Here is an 18591-nt window from a genome sequence, read left to right on the forward strand (position 1 = left end):
CGCCGGTCAGTGCCCGCAGGTGCAGGCATCGCCGCCGCAGCACGAGGCCGCCGACGAGGCGCCGGCGTGCGCCTGTGACGACTCCGGCACGTCCATCGCCGGGTTCTCGTCGAGGAAGCCGTTCGGCCTGAACCGGAATCCGGCGGTGTCGACCGGCATGATCGGCCAGTTCTCCGGGCGAGGGAAGTGCGTGAGGCCGAACGTGTGCCACAGCACGATGTCCTCGCCGTCGATCGAGCGATCGCCGGCGGTGTACTCCGGCAGGCCCGCCCCGCCCTGGTGCGCGTTGGGGTAGCGGCCGGCCGGCCAGACCTGTCCGTGCTCGTACTTCGTGGCCCAGAGGTGCTTCGTGGCGAAGGCCGCTCGTGCCGCGACCGACGAAGCCGGGTCGGCCATCAGCAGCGCTGTCGGCTCCGGCACCAGGTGGTACGCGGTTGGGCGGCCGATGCGGTTGGTGCGCGAGGCGCTCTGCACCTCCCAGACGCGGGCGACGGAGGAGTCGGCCTCGCGCTGCGCCGCTGATTCGGTCGCGAGCGTCGTCTCCGACCAGGTGAACGCATTCCCGAAGGGGTTCTCCGGTCCGATCGGCACGCGCTGCGCGTCGACCTCGACGAGGCGGTTGTCATCGCCGTCGATCGCCACATCGAGCCGCGCGCAGAACAGGTGCTGGTGCACTGGAGCAAAGACCCCCGGCGCGAGCTCGGTCGCGTGCTTCTGGCGCACGCCAGGTGTCCCGGCCGCAGCGAACACGATGCCGGTCGCCTTCGCGACGACCTCGATCGATCCGTCGAGCGAGAAATACCAGTAGAACCCGTAGTCGTAGTTGCCGATCGTCGAGAAATACGACACGACGAAGCGACGGGAGCGGCGCACCTCGGCGCGGCCGGCGAGATCGGTGTGCTTCCAGAGGATGCCGTCGTCCTCCTCGTGCATGCAGATCACGTTCGGGATGCGCACGGGGTTGCCGTGGTCGTCGGCGACGTAGCCGTCGAGATAGCGGATGACGCCGAGACAGTCGCAGCCGAGCTCGAGGTGGTTGGCGTTCTTGCCGAGCAGGTATTCACCGGCGTCGAAGTAGCTGATCCAGAAGCGCCCCGGGGCGGTGTCGCCGTACGGCACCACCATCTCGGGCACGCTGGCGCGGTTGAGGACCGAGCGATCCTGGAACGTCACGTCGTGCAGCACCAGGCCCTCGCGCGCGTTGAAGTCCACGCGCATCGACCAGCCTTCCCACTCCACGAGCGATCCGGTGACCGCGAAGCTCGGCCCCTCCGGCTGCGTGATCTCGATCGGCTTGAGCGTGGTTCTGGCCTCGCCCTGCACCTCGGGAGAGTAGTTGCCGTGGCCCTCCGGTACTGGGACATCGCCGTGATCCTCGACGCGGATCACGCTGTTCGAGGTGAGGTCGATGTGCACGATCAGCCCCTCGACCGGGTGCGCCCACGGCGAGTCGTTCTCGTCATACTTCAGGAAGGTGAGCGAGCGGATGACGCGGCGCCCGACCTCATCGGCTCGGCCCGTGTAGCCGGGGGCGAGGGGGCCGCAGAACGCCAGGGCCATATGGGCCTCGAGCCCCCGACGGTGCATCGCCTCCTGCCATTCGGGCGACGCCTTCGCGATCGCCTCGGCGCGCTCGTACTCCTCGAAGAGGTACTGCGGCTGTCCGTACGGCGGGGCGTCGTTGGGCACGCGCTCGGCGCGGAGCACCTCGCCTCTGGTGATCGAGACGATGACCTCGGTCGCGACACCGGTCGCGGTGTCGAGGAGGGTGGCGTCGATGCGGCGGTCGATCGGCGCGCCCGCGGTCCAGGCGGCGAGCTCGTCCCTGGTGGGCTCGTCCGGGAGCAGCATCGGCACGCGCACGGTGTCGGTCAGCAGCCCTGCTGTGTCGAGCACGACACGGGCGGCGGCGATCTCGGCCGCGGTGAGCGGGTCGTGCGGATGCGGGGCCGCGATCTTCTCGAGGGTGATCGGCTGCGGGGAGTGGTGGGACATCGTCGACCTCACTGATTTCGAGCGAATGCTCAATAAACGGGTTGGCACGATGGTACGACGGAACGTCCAGGGTCACAAGACCCGGATCGCGGGCAGGAGCTTCAGGCGCGCCAGGGCGCCAGGATGCTGTCGAGCACCGCGAGGTGGGCGCTCGCCGACTGCGGCTCGGTGACCTCGACGACCTGCTGCCCGTAGGTGATCGACCGCAGCAGTGCCATCACGGCATCCTGCGGGGTGTCCGGCTGCAGCTCTCCGTCGGCGACGGCCTCCTCGAGAGCGGAGCGGATGCTGTCCTGCCACGTCGCGAGCGTCGGTGCGCCGGCGTCCGGCGTCTCGGCGAGGGTCGCGACGCGTCCCCAGAAGCCGACGACCACGCGGGCCTCGGAGCGGGTCAGGTCGTCGATCGGGAGGACCTCGCCCATGAGGGCGTGCAGGCGGGGGAGTCCGCGCAGGCCGTCCGTCGCCACGGCGATGCGCTCGTCGGTGCGACGGGTGACCTCGGCGGCCGCGGCGCGCACGACGTCGTCGAATCCGTCGAAGTAGTGCCAAAGTGCTCCGGTGGCCACGCCGAGCTCGGTCGCGACAGCGCGGGACGACACGCGCTCGTGGCCGTCGCGAGCGGCGACCGTCAGCAGCGCCTCGGCGATCTGCCGGCGGCGCTCATCATGGTCGACGATGCGGGGCATGAGCCCATCTTGTCGCATCCGATCGAGGTCTGGCTATTTTGAGCGATTGATCAATATAATCCGATCCATGGGTGTACCCGTGGCGATGGCGCTGATGATCGTGAGCGCGATCGTCGCTGTGGCGTGCTGCTTCGCCGCCGGCCGGACGGTGCCGTGGCAGGGGCGGCAGTCGGTCATCGTGATGGCCGCGGCGATGATCGGCATGGTCGCGGCAGCCGGCGATGCGCGTGTGCTGCTGCTCGCCGGGGTCGCGCTGATCGTCTCGGCGATGCTCGGCACGGCGGGGCTGCGGGGGAGGCCGACGGTGCGCGCCTGCTGTCACCGGGCGCTCGGTTCGCTCGTGATGGCGCTGTGCGCGTTCGCAGGGATCGCGCACGGCGGCATGGTCGCCGAGTCAGGGCACGGGATGCATCTCGCGACCGATGCCGTCGGCGGGCTTGCGGCCGGGGGCGTCGGGCTGCTCGTGGCGTGGATGATCGCCGATCGAATCCGCCCGCACGTGCGCGGCGTCGGTTCGCGACTGCTCTCGGTCGAATCCTCGGCGATGACCGTCGGCGTGATCGCCATGTGGGCGGCGCACTGAGGCCGGGCTCCGGTACCGTGGCCGGATGCCCCTCGCTCTGATCACCGGTGCCGCGCGAGCGAACAGCATCGCGGCCGGCATCGTCCCCCGACTGCGTTCGGCCGGGTGGACCGTCGTCACCAGCGACCTCCACGACGCCGACCATCCAGCCGACCTGTCCACCCACGACGGCCCCGAGCGGCTGATCGCTGAGGTGACGCGCGAGCACGGCCCGATCTCGGCGCTGATCCTGAGTCACGCGCACGATGTGGAATCCGGCATCCTCGACACGACCGCCGAGAGCTTCGACCTGCACGTCGCCGTGAACGCCAGGGCGAGCCTGCTGCTGATCGCCGCCTTCGCGCGCCAGGTCGGCGAGGGCGGCGGCGTGATCCTCGCGCTCACGAGCGACCATGTGACGGGCAACCTGCCGTACGGTGCCTCGAAGGGCGCGCTCGACCGGCTCGTCATCTCGGCTGCGCGCGAGCTCGGACCAAAGGGCATCTCCGCGAACGTGCTGAACCCCGGCCCGATCGACACCGGCTGGATGGATGACGAGACGCGGACAGGGCTCAGCACGGTGACCCCGCTCGGGCGCCTCGGTCGCCCGGCCGATGTCGCCGCCGTGGTCGAGTTCCTCATCTCGGACGAGGGGCGCTGGATCTCGGGTCAGCTGCTGAAGAGCGATGGGGCGTTCTCGGCGGAGTTCTGAGCGGGGTCGCGGTCGACCTTGTGCCCATGACCCAGCGCGTCAGTGGCCGAACTCGATGAGGGCGACGCCGACCGCGATGAGCGACGGACCTGTTCAACGGGGCGCTGCTGTGTGAGACGTGTCACCATCGCATCCACGACAACGGGTGGGAGATCCGCATCGACGGTGTCGGGACCGCGGCACGGGTCTGGTGCATCCCACCCGCATACGTCGACCCCGACCGCACACCACGCCTCGGCGGCCGCGCACGACCCGACATCGCCGCCTGAGGCAGCCGGACGCATCGGTGCCGTGATTCGAGGGTGGTGCTCCGGCCGCGTAGGCTGGAAGCATCCCCCGAAGCTCACCCGGCAATCTCGCGCGCCGGCGACACCTCGGCGCGCTCACACATGCAAGGACGCAGATGAACGTGACCCCCGCACCCCACGGCGACTGGACCGCGAGCGAAGAACTGGCGGAGCGGATGATCCCGCTCATCGGTTCTCTCAAGCGCGAGCATGACGTCGTCACGTCCCTGCACGGCCATCGCCTGCTCGGGCTTTCGGCGACCGGCCTCGTCGAGGTGCATGATCGTGTCGCCCAGCTCGGCCACGAGCAGCTGCCGCTCGATGACACGCTCGCCGTGCTCGAGGCGATCCACGCGATCGCGCCAGGGGCGTCCTCGCTCGATGTCGCCAGGCTCGCGGAGGGGCATGCCGAGAGCGAGCTGCCGCTCGACGCGTATCTCGCTGAGACGCTCGCGCCGGCCATCGGAGCCACGCCCGCCGCGCCGACCGACGTGGTGCTGTACGGCTTCGGCAGGATCGGCCGCCTGCTCGCCCGCATCCTCATCGCGCACACCGGCGGAGGCAGCGGACTGCGTCTGCGCGCCATCGTCGTCCGGCGCGGCTCGGAGAACGACCTCGTCAAGCGCGCATCCCTCCTGCTGCGCGACTCCGTGCACGGCCGGTTCGCCGGCTCCGTCACGGTCGATGAAGAGGCAGAGCAGATCATCGCGAACGGGACCCGCATCCAGGTCATCTACTCGAGCGATCCGGCATCCGTCGACTACACGGCCTACGGCATCCATGATGCGATCGTCGTCGACAACACCGGACGCTGGCGCGACGAAGAGGGCCTCAGTCGCCACCTCGAGGCCACGGGCGTCGCCCGCGTGCTGCTGACCGCGCCTGGCAAGGGGGCGCTGAAGAACATCGTGCACGGTATCAACGACGACACGATCACCGCCGACGACCGCATCATCACCGCGGCATCCTGCACCACGAACGCGATCACTCCGGTGCTGAAGGCGATCGACGAGGCGTACGGCATCGTGCGGGGTCACGTCGAGACCGTGCACTCGTTCACGAACGACCAGAATCTGATCGACAACTTCCACAGCGGCGACCGCCGCGGACGCTCGGCCGTCCTGAACATGGTCATCACCGAGACCGGCGCCGCGAAGGCCGTCGCCAGGGCGCTGCCCGAACTCGAGGGCAAGCTCACCGGGTCCGCGATCCGCGTGCCCACACCCGACGTCTCGCTCGCCGTGCTGCACCTCAGCCTCGAGCGTCCAGCGGAGAAGACGCAGCTCAACGACTACCTGCGCCGCGTCTCGCTGCACTCGAAGATCCGCCAGCAGATCGACTACGTCGAGAGCCCGGAGGTCGTCTCGACGGACTTCGTCGGCTCGCACCGTGCCGGCATCGTCGACGGCCTCGCCACGATCGCGAACGACCGCGACATCGTGCTCTACGTCTGGTACGACAACGAGTACGGCTACTCGTGCCAGGTCATCCGCGTGCTCGAGGTCATGGCCGGCTCGCACCCCGTCGTACTGCCTGCGCGTCGCGAGGTGACGCTGCAGGCCTGACCACCCTCCGTATTGCGCCGAGCGGCCCCTTTCTGCGCGAGCCACCCCTCTTTCGACGTCGATTCGGGGGTGGCTCGCACAGAAGAGGGTGGGTCGGCGGGGGAGGCTCCCGGCATGATGGGGGCATGAAGAGCGCGACGCTGCTGTCCGAGCGGCTCCGGTCGCACCGTCTCACGGCGCCAGCGCGCACGGTGACGGATGCCGCGAGCCACATGCTCGCGGTGCAGAGCCAGGACTTCACCGCCGGGCGGTGGGCGCTCGGCGTCCGCACCCGGGGAGCATCGACCCTTCGCCAGGTCGACCGCGCGTTCGATCGCGGCGAGCTGGTGCGGGCGTGGACCATGCGCGGCACCCTGCACATCGTTCCGGCGCGGGACCTGGGGTGGATCCTCGAGGTCACCGCGGCCAGGCAGCGTCAGCAGGGCGCCTCGCGTCAGCGCGACCTCGGCATCGACGACGACATGATCGCCGCGGCCGTGCGCGCGGTCGTGCCGAGACTCCGCGACGGCGGCCTGACCAGGGCAGAGCTGTTCGAGGTCTTCGCCGGCATCGGCATCGACCCGACAGGGCAACGCGGCATCCACCTGCTCAACGTGCTCACCCTCGACGGATTGATCTGCCAGGGGCCGGTCGTCGCACGCGACGGCATCGGCCGCGAGCAGCGCTTCGTGCTCGTCGACGGACACATCCGCGAGCATGCGCGCCCGGACGATGCGCTGGCCGAGCTCTTCGTCCGGTACATCGACGGGCACGGTCCGGCCGGCGTCGCCGACTTCTCGTGGTGGTCGGGCCTCACGCTCGGGCAGTCGCGCGAGGCCAGGGACCGCGCGCTCGGCCGGGTCGTCGAAGTCGAGGACGGCGTCTTCGTGTCGGCATCCCGTCCGCGGCGGTCAGCGACCTCGGCACCGGTCCTCGCGCTCGGCGCCTTCGACGAGTACTACATCTCCTACGCCGACCGCACGGCCGTGTGCGCGCCGGAGCACCTCGCGGCGGTCGGCCCCGGCAAGAACGGCATGGTCAGGGCCACGCTTGTCGAGCACGGCCGGGTGATCGGATGCTGGACGCACGCGAGCGCCACGCTCGGCTCCGCGCCGGAACTCTTCGACCAGCCCGAGTATGATGGTGCGGTTCACGCCGCGCTCGCGAGGTTCACGGACTTCCTCGACGGCTGAGCGCAGCGCGCAGCCTCACTCGTCGGCGTGCCGCCCGAGGAAGTTGTACACCTCGTTGTCGTCGACGCCGGGGAAGGCGCCGCGGGGAAGCGGCGAGAACATGTGCGTGTGCACGCGTGCGCTCGGCCATGCCCGGCCGCTCCAGCGGTCGCGCAGTTCGGTCGACGGCCGACGGCAGCACGCCTCATCGGGACACGTCGACACGGCGCGGTCGGTGGTCTCGCGTCCGCGCCACCACCGGGCGTCGTCGAACGGCACGCCCACTGTGACCGAGAACTCCCCGTCGCGCGAGGAGCCCGTCTGCGTCGAGCACCAGAACGTGCCGGACGGGGTATCGGTGTACTGGTGGTGCTCGGTGGTGCGGTTCTGCTGCGTGAACGCGGCGCGCGCCTGGAACTTGCGGCACACCCGCTGTCCTTCCACCGAACCGGTGACGTCCATCGGCAGCGGCAGGTCGTCGTTCTCGTAGACGCGTGTGATGGCGCCGGTGGCGTCGACGCGCAGGAAGTGCAGCGACATCCCGAGGTGCTGGGTCATCAGGTTCGTCATGCGCATGCCCGCAGCCTCGTGCGTCACGCCGAACGCGTCGCGGAAGTCCTCCACCGCGAGGTTGCGGTCCTTCTTCGCCTGCTGCAGGAATGCCACCGCCGCGGTCTCCGGCATCAGGCAGGACGCAGCGAAGTAGTTGATCTCGAGGCGCTGCTGCAGGAAGTCCGCGTAGTCGGTCGGCGGCGTGTGGCCGAGCAGCCGGTGCGCCATGGCCTGCAGCGCCATCGACCGCAGGCCGTGTCCCCCGGGGATCGAGGCCGGCGGCAGGTAGATGCGCCCGTTCTCGAGGTCGGTCACCGAGCGCGTGGAGTGCGGCAGGTCGTTGACGTAGATCAGCTCGAAGCCGAGCTTCTCGGCCATGATGCTCACCGTGCGGTGCGTGAGCGCGCCCTGCACGTGACCAGCGGCGCGCAGATGCTTCTCGGCGAGCTTGTCGATGTCGCCGAGGTAGTTGTCCTGCGCGCGCATGCGCAGCCGCAGCTCGGTGTTCGCGCGACGCGCTTCCTCCGGGGTGGCGATCGCCTCGCGCTCGCGGCGCTGCAGCTCGTGATGCAGACCGAGCAGCGATTCGATGGTCTCGTCGCTCATGCCCTTCGTGACGCGAACGGGGGCGACACCGAGCTGGCGGAACACCGGGCTCTCCTGGGCGCGCTCCAGCTCGATCTCGAGGGCGGCGCGGCGGTTCGGCGGCTCACCGGAGATGAGATCGGTGACCTCGGTCTTCGTCGCGTGCGCGATCGCCTGCAGCAGCGAGAGCTTCGGCTCGCGCTTGCCGTTCTCGATCAGGCTGAGCTGCGAGCCGGCCACCCCCACGAGCGCGCCGAGCTCGTCGAGTGTGAACCCGTTCTCGAGGCGGTGGTGACGGATGCGGTGGCCGAGAGTCGTGAGATGGATGCCGGAGGTCGCCATTCCTTGAGCCTAGCGAAAGAATTGCATTTCTTACACTTCAATTCGTCCGAAAGTCGTCCCGAAGTCGGAAGAAGATGGATGCAACGCCCCACACATCGAAGGAGCATGAATCGTGGCCATCGCCGAAGTCTTCGCCCCCCGCACGTCTCCCGTCGCCGCCGTGCGCACGTTCGGCGCAGCCCCGAGCTACGACACCCCCGCGATGGCCGAGCTGGCTGCGTGGGTCGAGGGGATCCGTGCGATCACCCAGCCCGACTCCGTGCACTGGGTCGACGGCTCGCGCGCCGAGAACGACTGGCTGCTGCGCGGCATGGTCGACGAGGGCAAGCTGATCAAGCTCAACCCGGAATGGCGCCCGGGCTCCTACCTCGCCCGTTCGCACCCGAGCGACGTCGCCCGCACCGAGGGCCGCACATTCATCGCCTCCGAGCGCGAGGAGGACGCGGGTCCTACGAACAACTGGGCCGACCCTGCCGAGATGCACGAGAAGATGGACGAGATCTTCGAGGGCTCCATGCGCGGACGCACCATGTTCGTCGTGCCGTTCTCGATGGGTCCGGTCGGCGGCCCGCTCTCGCACATCGGCGTGCAGGTCACCGACAGCGCATACGCCGTGGCATCCATCGGCATCATGACCCGCGTCGGCGACGCCGTCACCCGCCGGATCGCCGAGGGCGCCGCCTGGGTGAAGACCGTGCACTCGGTCGGCGCGCCGCTCGCGCCGGGGCAGGCCGATGTCGAATGGCCCTGCAACGACGACAAGTACATCGTGCACTTCCCCGAGACGCTCGAGGTCTACTCCTTCGGCTCCGGATACGGCGGCAACGCGATCCTGGCCAAGAAGTGCTTCGCGTTGCGCATCGCATCCGTGATCGCCCGCGACGAGGGCTGGCTCGCCGAGCACATGCTGCTCATCCGTGTCATCTCTCCCGAGGGCAAGGCCTACCACGTGGCTGCCGCCTTCCCGTCAGCCTGCGGCAAGACGAACCTGGCGATGCTGCGTCCGACGATCCCCGGCTGGAAGGTCGAGACCCTCGGCGACGACATCGCCTGGATCCGCCCCGGCGAGGACGGTCGGATGTGGGCGATCAACCCCGAGGCCGGCTTCTTCGGCGTCGCACCGGGCACCGGCGAATCGACCAATGTCACGGCGGTCGAGACGCTGTGGGGCAACACGATCTTCACGAACGTCGCGCTCCGCCCCGACGGTGACGTGTGGTGGGAGGGGCTGACCGAGAATGCCCCGGCCGAGCTCACCGACTGGGAGGGCAACGCCTGGACGCCCGACTCCGGTCGTCCAGCGGCGCACCCGAACTCTCGCTTCACGGTGTCGGCGGCGCAGTGCCCGCAGATCTCCGAGGACTGGGAAGAGGCCGTCCCGCTCGACGTCATCCTCTTCGGCGGCCGTCGTGCGAGCAACGTGCCGCTCGTGGTCGAGGCGACCGACTGGACCCACGGCGTCTTCCTCGGCTCGAACATCTCGTCCGAACGCACCGCCGCTGCGGAGGGCACACTGGGCGAGCTGCGCCGCGATCCCTTCGCGATGCTCCCGTTCTGCGGCTACAACATGGCCGACTACTTCGCGCACTGGCTGAAGGTCGGCCGGACGCTCCGGTTCGACCGCGCACCGCGCATCTTCCAGGTGAACTGGTTCCGTCGCGGTGACGACGGCCGTTTCCTGTGGCCCGGATTCGGTGACAACTCGCGGGTCGTCGACTGGATCATCCGTCGCGTCGCCGGTGAGGTTCCCGCTGTCGACAGCCCGATCGGACGCCTGCCGCGCATCGAGGACCTGAACCTGGACGGACTCGACATCCCCGCCGCCGACCTCGAGGAGCTCTTCTCGGTGAAGGCGGAGGCGTGGAAGACCGAGGCCGACCTGACCGAGGAGTTCTACGACACCTTCGGTGACAAGGTGCCTTCGGCGCTGCGCAGCGAGCTGGCCTCGCTCCGCTACCGGCTGGCGAACAGCTAGCCCACAGACCGGTGCCGACTCGGGGGAGTCGGCACCTCCCTCCCGGTCGCGCCGGCCGTCGGGCCAGCGCGATCACCCCGACCCGCGAAGGCGGGAAGTCAGAGACGAACCCATGGCTGAGTGGTCTCCGGCATCCCGCCTTCGCGTTTGCTCTGTCCGGCTCGCCCTTCTGGGTCCAGTCGCCCCGCCGGGTCCGTGCATTCGCCCCAGATGGGTCCCTGAGCCTGTCGAAGGGTCAGGCGAGCAGCTGGTGCCGTGCGAGATCGCGGTACAGCGGCGTCGACTCGACGAGTTCGGCGTGCGTGCCCTGACCGACGACCGCGCCGTCCTGCAGCACGATGATCAGATCACTGTCGACCACGGTCGAGAGACGGTGCGCGATGACGACGAGCGTGCGGTCGGTCGAGACCGCGTCGATCGCCTCGCGCATCCGCTGCTCGTTGACACCGTCGAGCGATGACGTCGACTCGTCCAGCAGCAGGATCGGCGCATCCGTGAGCAGTGCCCGCGCGATCGCGAGTCGCTGGCGCTCGCCACCGGAGAGCATCACGCCGTCCTCGCCGACCGGGGCCTCGAGTCCGAGCGGGCTCCGCTCGAGCACATCGCCGAGGTTCACGGCGCGGAGCACGGCCTCGCACTCGGCATCCGTGGCAGCGGGTGCGGCGAGCCGGAGGTTGTCCGCCAGGGTGCCTGCCAGCGTCGGCGCGTCCTGCTCGACGTAGCCGAACTGCGCGCGCAGCTCAGGGCGAGGGTACGTGCGGGCATCGTGCCCGTAGAGGCGGATCGACCCACCGGTCGGGTCGTAGAAGCGCTCGACGAGCGAGAGGATCGTGCTCTTGCCTGCACCGCTCGGGCCGACGAGTGCGACGCGAGCTCCTCGGGGCACCGAGAACGAGACGCCGCGGAGGACCTCGTGGTCCGTGGCCGGCGCGGTCTCGGCATCCGCTTGTTCCAGGTGCGCGTCGGCGAGCAGGTTCTGCGCCTCCTTCGCGGCGGCGCGACGAGCGGCGACCACGTTCTCCGGGTAGCGGAAGTGCACGTCGCGGAACTCGAGCGCCGGTGCCTGCGGATCGGGCTCGTCGCGGGTGATGCCTGCGGCGATCTCAGCGTCGCGGTCCGTCTCGGTCGGCAGGTCGAGGACTTCCTGGATGCGGCCGAGCGCGCCGAGCGCCTGGTTGACCGAGGTGATCGCGCCGAAGGTCGAGGCGAGCGGCATCACCAGCAGGAACAGGAACATGATGAACGCGATGAGCGAGGCGATCGTGATCGTGCCGGCGGCGACGCGGAAGCCGCCGACGCCCAGCACGACGAGCAGCGAGAGCTGCAATGCGATGCCGGCGATCGGCACGACCAGGGATGAGATCTTCGCGATCCGCACGCCGATGCCGTAGGCCTCGGTGGCGAGGCCCGAGACCGCGACGGTCTCGCGCTCGGCGGCACCGGAGGCGCGGATCGTGCGGATGGAGCCGACGGCGCGCTCGACGCCGGATGCCAGCTCGCCGACCTTCTCCTGCTGCTCGGTGGATGCCGTGCGGATGCGTCCGCTCAGCGCGACGACCACGGCGACGGAGACGCCGATCACGATCACGATCAGCAGCAGCAGGATCGGATCGATCACGAGCATCGCGATGAGGGCGCCGAGGAACAGGACGACGTTGCCCACGGCATCCGCGAGTCCCTGGGTGAGCACGGCGTACAGCAGCGTCGTGTCGGTGCCGACGCGGGAGACGAGGTCGCCGGTTCGACGGGCGTCGAACTCGGAGGTCGGCAGGTGCAGGATGCGGGCGATGAGCTGCTTGCGGCTGGAGTGCACGACGGCGGTGCCGGTGCGCTGCAGCAGGTAGTGCTGGAAGCCGGAGATGATCGACGACACGATCACGAAGCCGACCAGCAGCCAGACGAGGATGCCGATGGTCTGCTCGGACTGCACCGCCTCGATGACCTGCCCCACCAGCAGGGGCTGGACGAGCGAGGTCGCCGCGCCGAAGACGCTCAGCACCGCGACGACGATGAGCGTTCGCTTGTGCTCGAACAGGAAGGGGAGGAGCTGGCGGAACGTGGCGCGCGGGCCGTCCTGCTGCGCGCCGCGTCCGCGGCGGCGGGGTGTCGCCGTGCTGGACATGGGTGACCTCGTTCTGAGAAAAAGGGGGTACTACGACCGTACTTCCTGCTGGAGCGGTCGACGGTCGGTCAGGAGCGGCCGAACCGCCGGTGTGCGGCCTGTTTGCTGACGCCGAGTGCGCTGGCGATCGCCTGCCAGGAGTATCCGGAGTTGCGGGCGCGGCGCACCTGCGTCTCCTCTGCGCGCGCGATCTCGCGGCGGATCGCCGTCAGGCGGTTCAGTTCGGCGAGGGGTTCGCCCTCAGGGTCGGTTGCGATGTCGGTGCGGATGCTCATGCCGTCCTCCTTCGAAGGTCAACGTACATTGACGCACGAAGGTTGTCAACATTCATTGACCATCGTGGAATCCTGCGCCAGACTGGAGGGATGCTGTCTGCACCGAAACTCCAGGTCGGTGACCGCGTCGCCGTGCTCTCGCCGGCCTTCGCAGCGCCGGCGGTCGTTCCAGAACTCCACGAGCAGGCGATGCGCCGCCTCCGTGCGCTGACTGGACTCGTTCCGGTCGAGTACCCGACGACCCGGCTGCTCGATGCGACCCCTGAGGCCCGAGCGGCCGATGTGAACGCGGCGTTCGCCGATCCGAGCATCCGGGCGATCCTCGCCACGATCGGCGGCGACGACCAGATCCTCGTGGTGCCGCATCTCGACCCGACGCTCGCCATCGCCGACCCCAAGCCCTTCTTCGGATACAGCGACAACACGAACATCCTGAACTGGCTGTGGTCGCTCGGCATCAGCGGCTATTACGGCGGATCGACCGCCGTGCACCTCGGCCCCGGTCCAGGCGTCGATGACGTGCACCTCCGTTCGCTGCGCGCGGCGCTGTTCGACGGCGGCACGCTCGAGATCACCGAGCCCGGCGAATCGGAGGACGTGGGTCGGCGCTGGTCGGACCCACGCGCGCTGAGCGAGTTCGGCGACCGCACCGCGACCGAGCCGTGGACCTGGTCGGGCCCCGAGCGCCGCGTCGAGGGACGCACCTGGGGCGGATGCCTCGAGGTCATCGACTCCCTCGCCCTCGCCGACCTGTTGCCGGCCGTCGCAGAGCTCGCCGGCGGCATCCTGCTGCTGGAGACGAGTGAGGAGCGTCCGCCGGCGAGCTGGGTGGCTCGCTGGCTGCGAGGCCTGGGAGAGCGCGGCGTGCTCGCGGCCGTCGCGGGCATCGTGGTGGCGCGCCCGCCGGTGAGCGACTTCGAGTTCCAGCCGTCCGCCGGCGAAGCCAGAGCACTGCGCGACGCCCAGCGGGATGCCGTGCTCGACGTCGTCGGCCGCTACAACCCCGAGGCCGTGGTCTGCATCGGGCCGCCCTTCGGGCATACGCGCCCGCAGTGGATCGTGCCCTACGGCGGCGGCATGACCGTCGACGGCGCGACTCGCATGCTCAGCGCGCAGTACTGACGCCCCGGCACGCTCGTGACACGCAGGAAGGCACCCGCCTCCGAAGATGCGGGTGCCTTCCGACGATCGACGACCGGATGCTACGGCTGCGGCACCGCCGCGACGCCGAGGTCCTCCTCGTAATCGTTGTCCTTCGTCTCCTTGCTGAAGAGCAGGGCGATGAAGGTCAGCACACCCATCGCCGACAGGTACAGACCGACCAGCCACGGCGCGCCGCCGGCCGCCTGCCACAGTGCCAGAGCGATGAGCGGCGCGACCGCAGCGCCGAGGATCGACGACACGTTGTACGCGATCGCCGAGCCCGTGTAGCGCACGTTCGTCGGGAACAGCTCCGGCAGCAGCGCGCCCATCGGGCCGAACGTCGCCCCCATGAGCATGAAGCCGAACACCAGGAACGCCTGCGTGAGCGCCCCGCTGAACTTCGGGTCGACCGTGGGCAGCAGGAATGCGTTGAACGTGAGGCCGAACACGATGATCAGCCCGGTCACCCAGAGCAGCAGCTTGCGCCGGCCGATCTGGTCGGCGATCGGGCCCGACAGCAGGGTGAAGATACCGAAGAACACGACACCGATGATCTGCATGAGCACGAAGTCGGTGTACCCGAAGCCCAGTCCCGGATAGAACTGCGCGGCGAACGCCGAGGGGTCGAAGTCGGCGCCGGTGGCCTCCGCGGCGGCCTTCGCGGCGGCGGATGCCGTCTCGAGCGATGCCGGCTTGGTGCCGTACGACAGCGTGAAGTTGGTCATCAGGTAGAACAGCACGTAGGTCGCCAGCATGATGAACGTGCCGAGGATGAGCTGCTTCCAGTGGTGGCGGAAGACCGTTGCGAGCGGCAGCTTGCGGATCGCTCCGGTGGTCTCGGCCTTCTTGAACGTGTCGGACTCGACCAGCTTGAGGCGCACCCACAGGCCGATGATGACCATCACGGCCGAGAACAGGAACGGGATCCGCCAGCCCCACGAGAGGAACGCCTCGGACTTCAGCCCCGGGTTCTCGGAATGCGGCAGCAGCCAGTTGATGGCGAGGAACAGGAAGTTCGCGATGATGAAGCCGAGCGGAGCGCCGAGCTGCGGGAAGGTGCCGTACCAGGCGCGCTTGCCCTTCGGCGCGTTCTCGGTGGCGACGAGTGCCGCTCCAGACCACTCGCCGCCGAGCGCGAAGCCCTGGGCGAGGCGCAGGATCAGCAGCAGGAGCGCCGCCCACCAGTTGATCTGCTGGTAGGTGGGGAGGATGCCGATGAGGAAGGTCGCGATGCCCATCGTGAGCAGCGATGCGACGAGTGTGGCCTTGCGACCGTACTTGTCGCCGAAGTGTCCGAAGATCACCGCGCCGATCGGGCGGGCGACCATGGCGGCGCCGAAGACCGCGAACGAGGCGAGCAGTGACGTGGTGTCGTCGCCGGTCGGGAAGAACAGCACCGGGAACACGAGGACTGCTGCCGTCGCGTACGCGTAGAAGTCGTAGAACTCGATCGTGGTGCCGACGAGGCTTGCGGTGATGACGCGGGATCGCGGATTCGCGGGCGCGGTGGTCGTACTCATACAGCTCCTTCAGTCGGTGCCGGACTGCCGGACACTCGGGCGAGTTTACGCCTTCCTGAGTGTTGGCTGGACGTTTGCGACGCCGGTGTCGGATCCTGGAGGTGTCCGGTGCGTAGAGTCGGATGACGACCGAGCCGGGGAGGGCACGATGCCGACACGACTGCTGCTGCTCGCGGACACGCACGTGCCGAAGCGGGCGAGGGTGCTGCCGGATGCCGTGCTGCGCGCGATCGACGACGCGGACGCGGTGGTGCACGCGGGGGACTGGGTGGACGTCGCGACGCTCGACCTGCTCGAGTCGCGTGCGCGGATCCTGTATGGCGTCTCCGGCAATAACGACGGCGCGGAACTGCGAGCCCGGCTGCCCGAGATCGCGCGGTTCGCGGTCGACGACGTGCGCGTCGCTGTCGTGCACGAGACCGGCCAGGCCGCGAAGCGCGAGGACCGAATGGACGCGCAGTTCCCCGAGACCGACCTGCTGGTCTTCGGACACTCGCACATCCCCTGGGACACCGTGTCGGCGGCGGGAATGCGTCTCCTGAATCCGGGCTCTCCGACGGACCGTCGCCGTCAGCCGGAGTGCACGATGATGTGGGCCACGATCGACGGAGACCGGATCGACGCGACGCTGGTGCCGATCTCCCGATGACGCGCCGGCGGACGGGCGATCACTCCTCGGTGTCGCCGAGCAGCAGTCCCTCCACGAAGTCGGCGCGCGGCGACAGCAGGTTCTCCAGCTCCAGCACGACCAGGCGGTTCGTTCCTGCGTTCGTCGCGGGGGCGGGCACGAAGAGCGTGCGCTGCGGACCGTTGCGCCAGTAGCGACCGAGGAAGAAGCCGTTCACGAACGCATAGCCCTTGCTCCACGACACGGTGTCGAGGAACAGGTCGGCCGCCGCGTCGAGCGCGAAGTCGGCGACCCAGGCGGTCGGCACCGGTCCAGGATCAGCGGCATCCGTGCGAGCGGCGACGTCGCGCGCGATCTCGGCGACGTCGAGCGCTGTCGCCTGCCATCCCGTGAGCGGCGAGCCGTCGAGCGTCGGAGTGCCGATCAGCCCCTTCTCCTCGCCGAGACGGTGGTCGTAGTTCACACGGCCCTGCTCCTCGACGAGGATGCTGAGGGTGCGCCCGGCCGGGATCCGCAGCGTGCGGTCGTGACGAGTTCGGGAGAGCGTGCCGACCGGCTGTCCGTCGACGCGCACCCATGCGAGGTCGCGCACCTCGTCGAGCGCCAGCAGGGCCGGCCCGGACACCGCGGGGAGCTCGACCTCGTAGCGCACGAGCGCGCTGAGGTGCCCGAGCGCGTCGAACGTCTGCGGGGCCGCGGTCGGAGCAGCGGCTGCCGCGGCATCCGTCCATGCGCCGACCGACGTCATCGGCACGGTCATGACCGGCGCATCGGCGGCGCGCGACGGCATCTCTGCAGGGACCGGCGCGTACTTCGCGATGACATCGCGGAAGGCGAAGAACTTGTCGGTCGGGTTGCCTGCCTCGTCGAGCGGGGCGTCGTAGTCGTAGGAGGTCACGATCGGCAGGTAGCGGCCCTTGTGGTTCGCGCCGTTCGTGAGTCCGAAGTTCGTGCCGCCGTGGAACATGTAGATGTTCACCGAGGCTCCGGCGGCGAGCAGCGCGTCGAGGTCGGATGCTGCTGCTGTCACATCGGTCGTGTGGTGCACGCCGCCCCACCAGTCGAACCACCCGTCCCAGAACTCCGAGCACATCAGGGGGCCGGTGGGCTGGTGCGCCCGCAGCGTGGCGAGGCGTTCGGTGGTGCGAGAGCCGAAGGACCCGGTCTTGTGCAGCTCGGGGAGGCTGCCGTCGGCCAGCATCCGATCCTGCGGTTGATCGACCGTGGTGAGCGGCACGGTGATCCCCGCGTCCTTCGTGAGCGCGACCAGCGCCTCGAGGTAGGCCGTGTCGGAGCCGTACGCGCCGTACTCGTTCTCGATCTGCACCAGCACCACCGGGCCGCCGCGGTCGATCTGCCGCGGTGCGACGATCTCGTAGACACGCTGCAGGTAGCCGCTGACGTCGGCCAGGAACGCCGGGTCGGATGAGCGCAGCGCCCGTTCGCCGGCGGTGAGCCAGTTCGGCAGTCCGCCGTTGTGCCACTCTGCGCAGATGTACGGGCCAGGGCGCACGATCGCGTCCATGCCCTCCGCGTGCACGAGATCGAGGAAGCGGCCGAGGTCGTTCCATCCGGTCGCGTCCCATTCGCCGCGGCGTGGCTCGTGCGCGTTCCACGCGACGTAGGTCTCGATCGTGTTCAGCCCCATCAAGCGCGCTTTGCGGATGCGGTCCTGCCACTGGTCGGGGTGCACCCGGAAGTAGTGCAGGGCACCGGCGATCACCTGGTGCGGTCGGCTGTCGCGGAGGAAGTCGGTGTCGCCGATGGAGAAGGAGGTCACGTCTGTCTGGTGCTTTCGATAGGGAGTGGCCGGGTCGGTCTTCGGATCAGGGTCCGACCCGGCCACCGTGTTACTTGTTGACGGCGAAGCCCTGGTCGTTGCCGTACTCCACCAGCGAGTCCTGCCAGGTGCTCAGACCCTCGTTCAGGTCCGTGCTGTTCTGGTACGACTGGCCGACGGTGTCACCGAAGATGCTGTTGCCGTACACCTGGTAGGGCAGGTAGTTCCAGCCTTCGACGACGTCGTCCGCAGCGGCCGCGAGGACCTCGTTGATCTTCTGGCCGCCGAAGTACTCGGGGGCATCGGCGAGGAACTCGTCGCTCGACAGCTCTGCCGTGGTCGACGGGAACCCGCCGCTCTCCATGAACAGCGAGATGCTGTCCTCGGAGTTGTTCAGCCACCACAGGAAGCCGGCCGCAAGCGCGGGGTTCTCGCTCTGCTTCGTGACGGCCTGGCCGCCGCCGCCGTTCTCGGCGCTCGCCGGTGTGCCGTCGTAGGTCGGCATCGGCGCGACGCGCCAGTCGCCGGCACCGTCAGGGGCGCCCGAGATCAGGTTGCCGGGCATCCAGGCGCCGATCACGAGGGTCGCGATGCTGCCGTCGCCGAGCGCACGGAACCACTCGTCGCTCCAGCTGCTCGTCGGCGCGATGAGGTCTTCCTCGACGAGGCGGTTCCAGTTCTCGGTCCACTTCTTCGAGCCCTCGTCCTGGA

General features: G+C 69.2%; 15 protein-coding genes. 7 read left to right on the top strand and 8 right to left on the bottom strand.

All coding sequences use genetic code 11. The features are described 5' to 3' along the window. Positions 1 to 6 precede the first annotated feature (6 nt). Together V7Z82_RS17570 and V7Z82_RS17575 are read right to left on the bottom strand one after the other, a co-directional pair. Entirely contained in the window at positions 7 to 1995 is a 1989-nt protein-coding gene (locus V7Z82_RS17570; RefSeq protein ID WP_334153091.1) for a primary-amine oxidase, read from the bottom strand. 101 nt (positions 1996 to 2096) lie between these two features. Beyond that, the gene (locus tag V7Z82_RS17575; protein WP_334153092.1) at positions 2097 to 2681 is read right to left on the bottom strand and encodes a TetR/AcrR family transcriptional regulator; all 585 of its coding nucleotides are present in this window, start codon (positions 2679 to 2681) and stop codon (positions 2097 to 2099) included. 67 nt (positions 2682 to 2748) lie between these two features. On the opposite strand from V7Z82_RS17575, the gene V7Z82_RS17580 reads away from it, so the two are divergent. The 4 genes from V7Z82_RS17580 to V7Z82_RS17595 all read left to right on the top strand — a co-directional run bounded on the left by V7Z82_RS17580 (position 2749) and on the right by V7Z82_RS17595 (position 6979). Continuing rightward, complete coding sequence (locus V7Z82_RS17580; protein ID WP_334153093.1) at positions 2749 to 3264, top strand: hypothetical protein; 516 nt, start codon at positions 2749 to 2751, stop codon at positions 3262 to 3264. Between the two features lie 25 nt (positions 3265 to 3289). Further along, complete coding sequence (locus V7Z82_RS17585) at positions 3290 to 3955, top strand: SDR family oxidoreductase (RefSeq protein WP_334153094.1); 666 nt, start codon at positions 3290 to 3292, stop codon at positions 3953 to 3955. 403 nt (positions 3956 to 4358) lie between these two features. Then, positions 4359 to 5807 carry a glyceraldehyde-3-phosphate dehydrogenase gene (locus tag V7Z82_RS17590; protein ID WP_334153095.1) on the top strand — a complete coding sequence of 483 codons (1449 nt, stop codon included), beginning with the start codon at positions 4359 to 4361 and terminating at the stop codon, positions 5805 to 5807. A 125-nt stretch (positions 5808 to 5932) separates the two neighbouring features. Continuing rightward, complete coding sequence (locus V7Z82_RS17595) at positions 5933 to 6979, top strand: winged helix DNA-binding domain-containing protein (RefSeq protein WP_334153096.1); 1047 nt, start codon at positions 5933 to 5935, stop codon at positions 6977 to 6979. A 15-nt stretch (positions 6980 to 6994) separates the two neighbouring features. Here the strand turns inward: V7Z82_RS17595 and V7Z82_RS17600 are convergent, their stop codons facing one another. Beyond that, positions 6995 to 8437 carry a helix-turn-helix domain-containing protein gene (locus tag V7Z82_RS17600; RefSeq protein ID WP_334153097.1) on the bottom strand — a complete coding sequence of 481 codons (1443 nt, stop codon included), beginning with the start codon at positions 8435 to 8437 and terminating at the stop codon, positions 6995 to 6997. 112 nt (positions 8438 to 8549) lie between these two features. Between V7Z82_RS17600 and V7Z82_RS17605 the strand changes: the two genes are divergently transcribed. Next, positions 8550 to 10412 carry a phosphoenolpyruvate carboxykinase (GTP) gene (locus V7Z82_RS17605; RefSeq protein WP_442927651.1) on the top strand — a complete coding sequence of 621 codons (1863 nt, stop codon included), beginning with the start codon at positions 8550 to 8552 and terminating at the stop codon, positions 10410 to 10412. Between the two features lie 235 nt (positions 10413 to 10647). Here the strand turns inward: V7Z82_RS17605 and V7Z82_RS17610 are convergent, their stop codons facing one another. Both V7Z82_RS17610 and V7Z82_RS17615 read right to left on the bottom strand, forming a co-directional pair. Further along, on the bottom strand, positions 10648 to 12534 hold the full coding sequence (locus V7Z82_RS17610; RefSeq protein WP_334153098.1) for an ABC transporter ATP-binding protein: 1887 nt from the start codon (positions 12532 to 12534) through the stop codon (positions 10648 to 10650). 68 nt (positions 12535 to 12602) lie between these two features. Beyond that, positions 12603 to 12809: an AsnC family protein gene (locus tag V7Z82_RS17615; protein WP_334153099.1), complete on the bottom strand. Its 207-nt coding sequence runs from the start codon at positions 12807 to 12809 to the stop codon at positions 12603 to 12605. A gap of 90 nt (positions 12810 to 12899) precedes the next feature. Here V7Z82_RS17615 and V7Z82_RS17620 point away from each other — a divergent pair, with 90 nt between their 5' ends. Continuing rightward, entirely contained in the window at positions 12900 to 13931 is a 1032-nt protein-coding gene (locus tag V7Z82_RS17620; protein WP_334153100.1) for a S66 family peptidase, read from the top strand. An 80-nt stretch (positions 13932 to 14011) separates the two neighbouring features. Here the strand turns inward: V7Z82_RS17620 and V7Z82_RS17625 are convergent, their stop codons facing one another. Then, the gene (locus V7Z82_RS17625) at positions 14012 to 15472 is read right to left on the bottom strand and encodes an MFS transporter (RefSeq protein WP_334153101.1); all 1461 of its coding nucleotides are present in this window, start codon (positions 15470 to 15472) and stop codon (positions 14012 to 14014) included. Positions 15473 to 15620: 148 nt separating this feature from the next. Here V7Z82_RS17625 and V7Z82_RS17630 point away from each other — a divergent pair, with 148 nt between their 5' ends. Further along, a complete protein-coding gene (locus tag V7Z82_RS17630) occupies positions 15621 to 16121 on the top strand; it encodes a metallophosphoesterase family protein (protein ID WP_334153102.1) in 501 nt (166 codons plus the stop codon). Positions 16122 to 16140: 19 nt separating this feature from the next. On the opposite strand, the gene V7Z82_RS17635 is transcribed toward V7Z82_RS17630, so the two are convergent. Together V7Z82_RS17635 and V7Z82_RS17640 are read right to left on the bottom strand one after the other, a co-directional pair. Continuing rightward, on the bottom strand, positions 16141 to 17880 hold the full coding sequence (locus V7Z82_RS17635) for a glycoside hydrolase family 35 protein (protein WP_334153103.1): 1740 nt from the start codon (positions 17878 to 17880) through the stop codon (positions 16141 to 16143). Between the two features lie 70 nt (positions 17881 to 17950). Continuing rightward, on the bottom strand, positions 17951 to 18591 hold a 641-nt coding region (locus tag V7Z82_RS17640), incomplete at its 5' end, for an extracellular solute-binding protein (protein ID WP_334153104.1).

Origin of the sequence: Microbacterium sp. (genome assembly GCF_036823965.1) — a bacterium.
In the GTDB taxonomy this organism is placed as follows: Bacteria; Actinomycetota; Actinomycetes; order Actinomycetales; family Microbacteriaceae; genus Microbacterium.

Excerpts from the sequence above, each read along its gene's own strand:
- V7Z82_RS17570 (WP_334153091.1), bottom strand. The coding sequence starts at position 1,995 with ATGTCCCACCACTCCCCGCAGCCGATCACCCTCGAGAAGATCGCGGCC.
- V7Z82_RS17575 (WP_334153092.1), bottom strand. The coding sequence starts at position 2,681 with ATGCCCCGCATCGTCGACCATGATGAGCGCCGCCGGCAGATCGCCGAG.
- V7Z82_RS17580 (WP_334153093.1), top strand. The coding sequence starts at position 2,749 with ATGGGTGTACCCGTGGCGATGGCGCTGATGATCGTGAGCGCGATCGTC.
- V7Z82_RS17585 (WP_334153094.1), top strand. The coding sequence starts at position 3,290 with ATGCCCCTCGCTCTGATCACCGGTGCCGCGCGAGCGAACAGCATCGCG.
- V7Z82_RS17590 (WP_334153095.1), top strand. The coding sequence starts at position 4,359 with ATGAACGTGACCCCCGCACCCCACGGCGACTGGACCGCGAGCGAAGAA.
- V7Z82_RS17595 (WP_334153096.1), top strand. The coding sequence starts at position 5,933 with ATGAAGAGCGCGACGCTGCTGTCCGAGCGGCTCCGGTCGCACCGTCTC.
- V7Z82_RS17600 (WP_334153097.1), bottom strand. The coding sequence starts at position 8,437 with ATGGCGACCTCCGGCATCCATCTCACGACTCTCGGCCACCGCATCCGT.
- V7Z82_RS17610 (WP_334153098.1), bottom strand. The coding sequence starts at position 12,534 with ATGTCCAGCACGGCGACACCCCGCCGCCGCGGACGCGGCGCGCAGCAG.
- V7Z82_RS17615 (WP_334153099.1), bottom strand. The coding sequence starts at position 12,809 with ATGAGCATCCGCACCGACATCGCAACCGACCCTGAGGGCGAACCCCTC.
- V7Z82_RS17620 (WP_334153100.1), top strand. The coding sequence starts at position 12,900 with ATGCTGTCTGCACCGAAACTCCAGGTCGGTGACCGCGTCGCCGTGCTC.
- V7Z82_RS17625 (WP_334153101.1), bottom strand. The coding sequence starts at position 15,472 with ATGAGTACGACCACCGCGCCCGCGAATCCGCGATCCCGCGTCATCACC.
- V7Z82_RS17630 (WP_334153102.1), top strand. The coding sequence starts at position 15,621 with ATGCCGACACGACTGCTGCTGCTCGCGGACACGCACGTGCCGAAGCGG.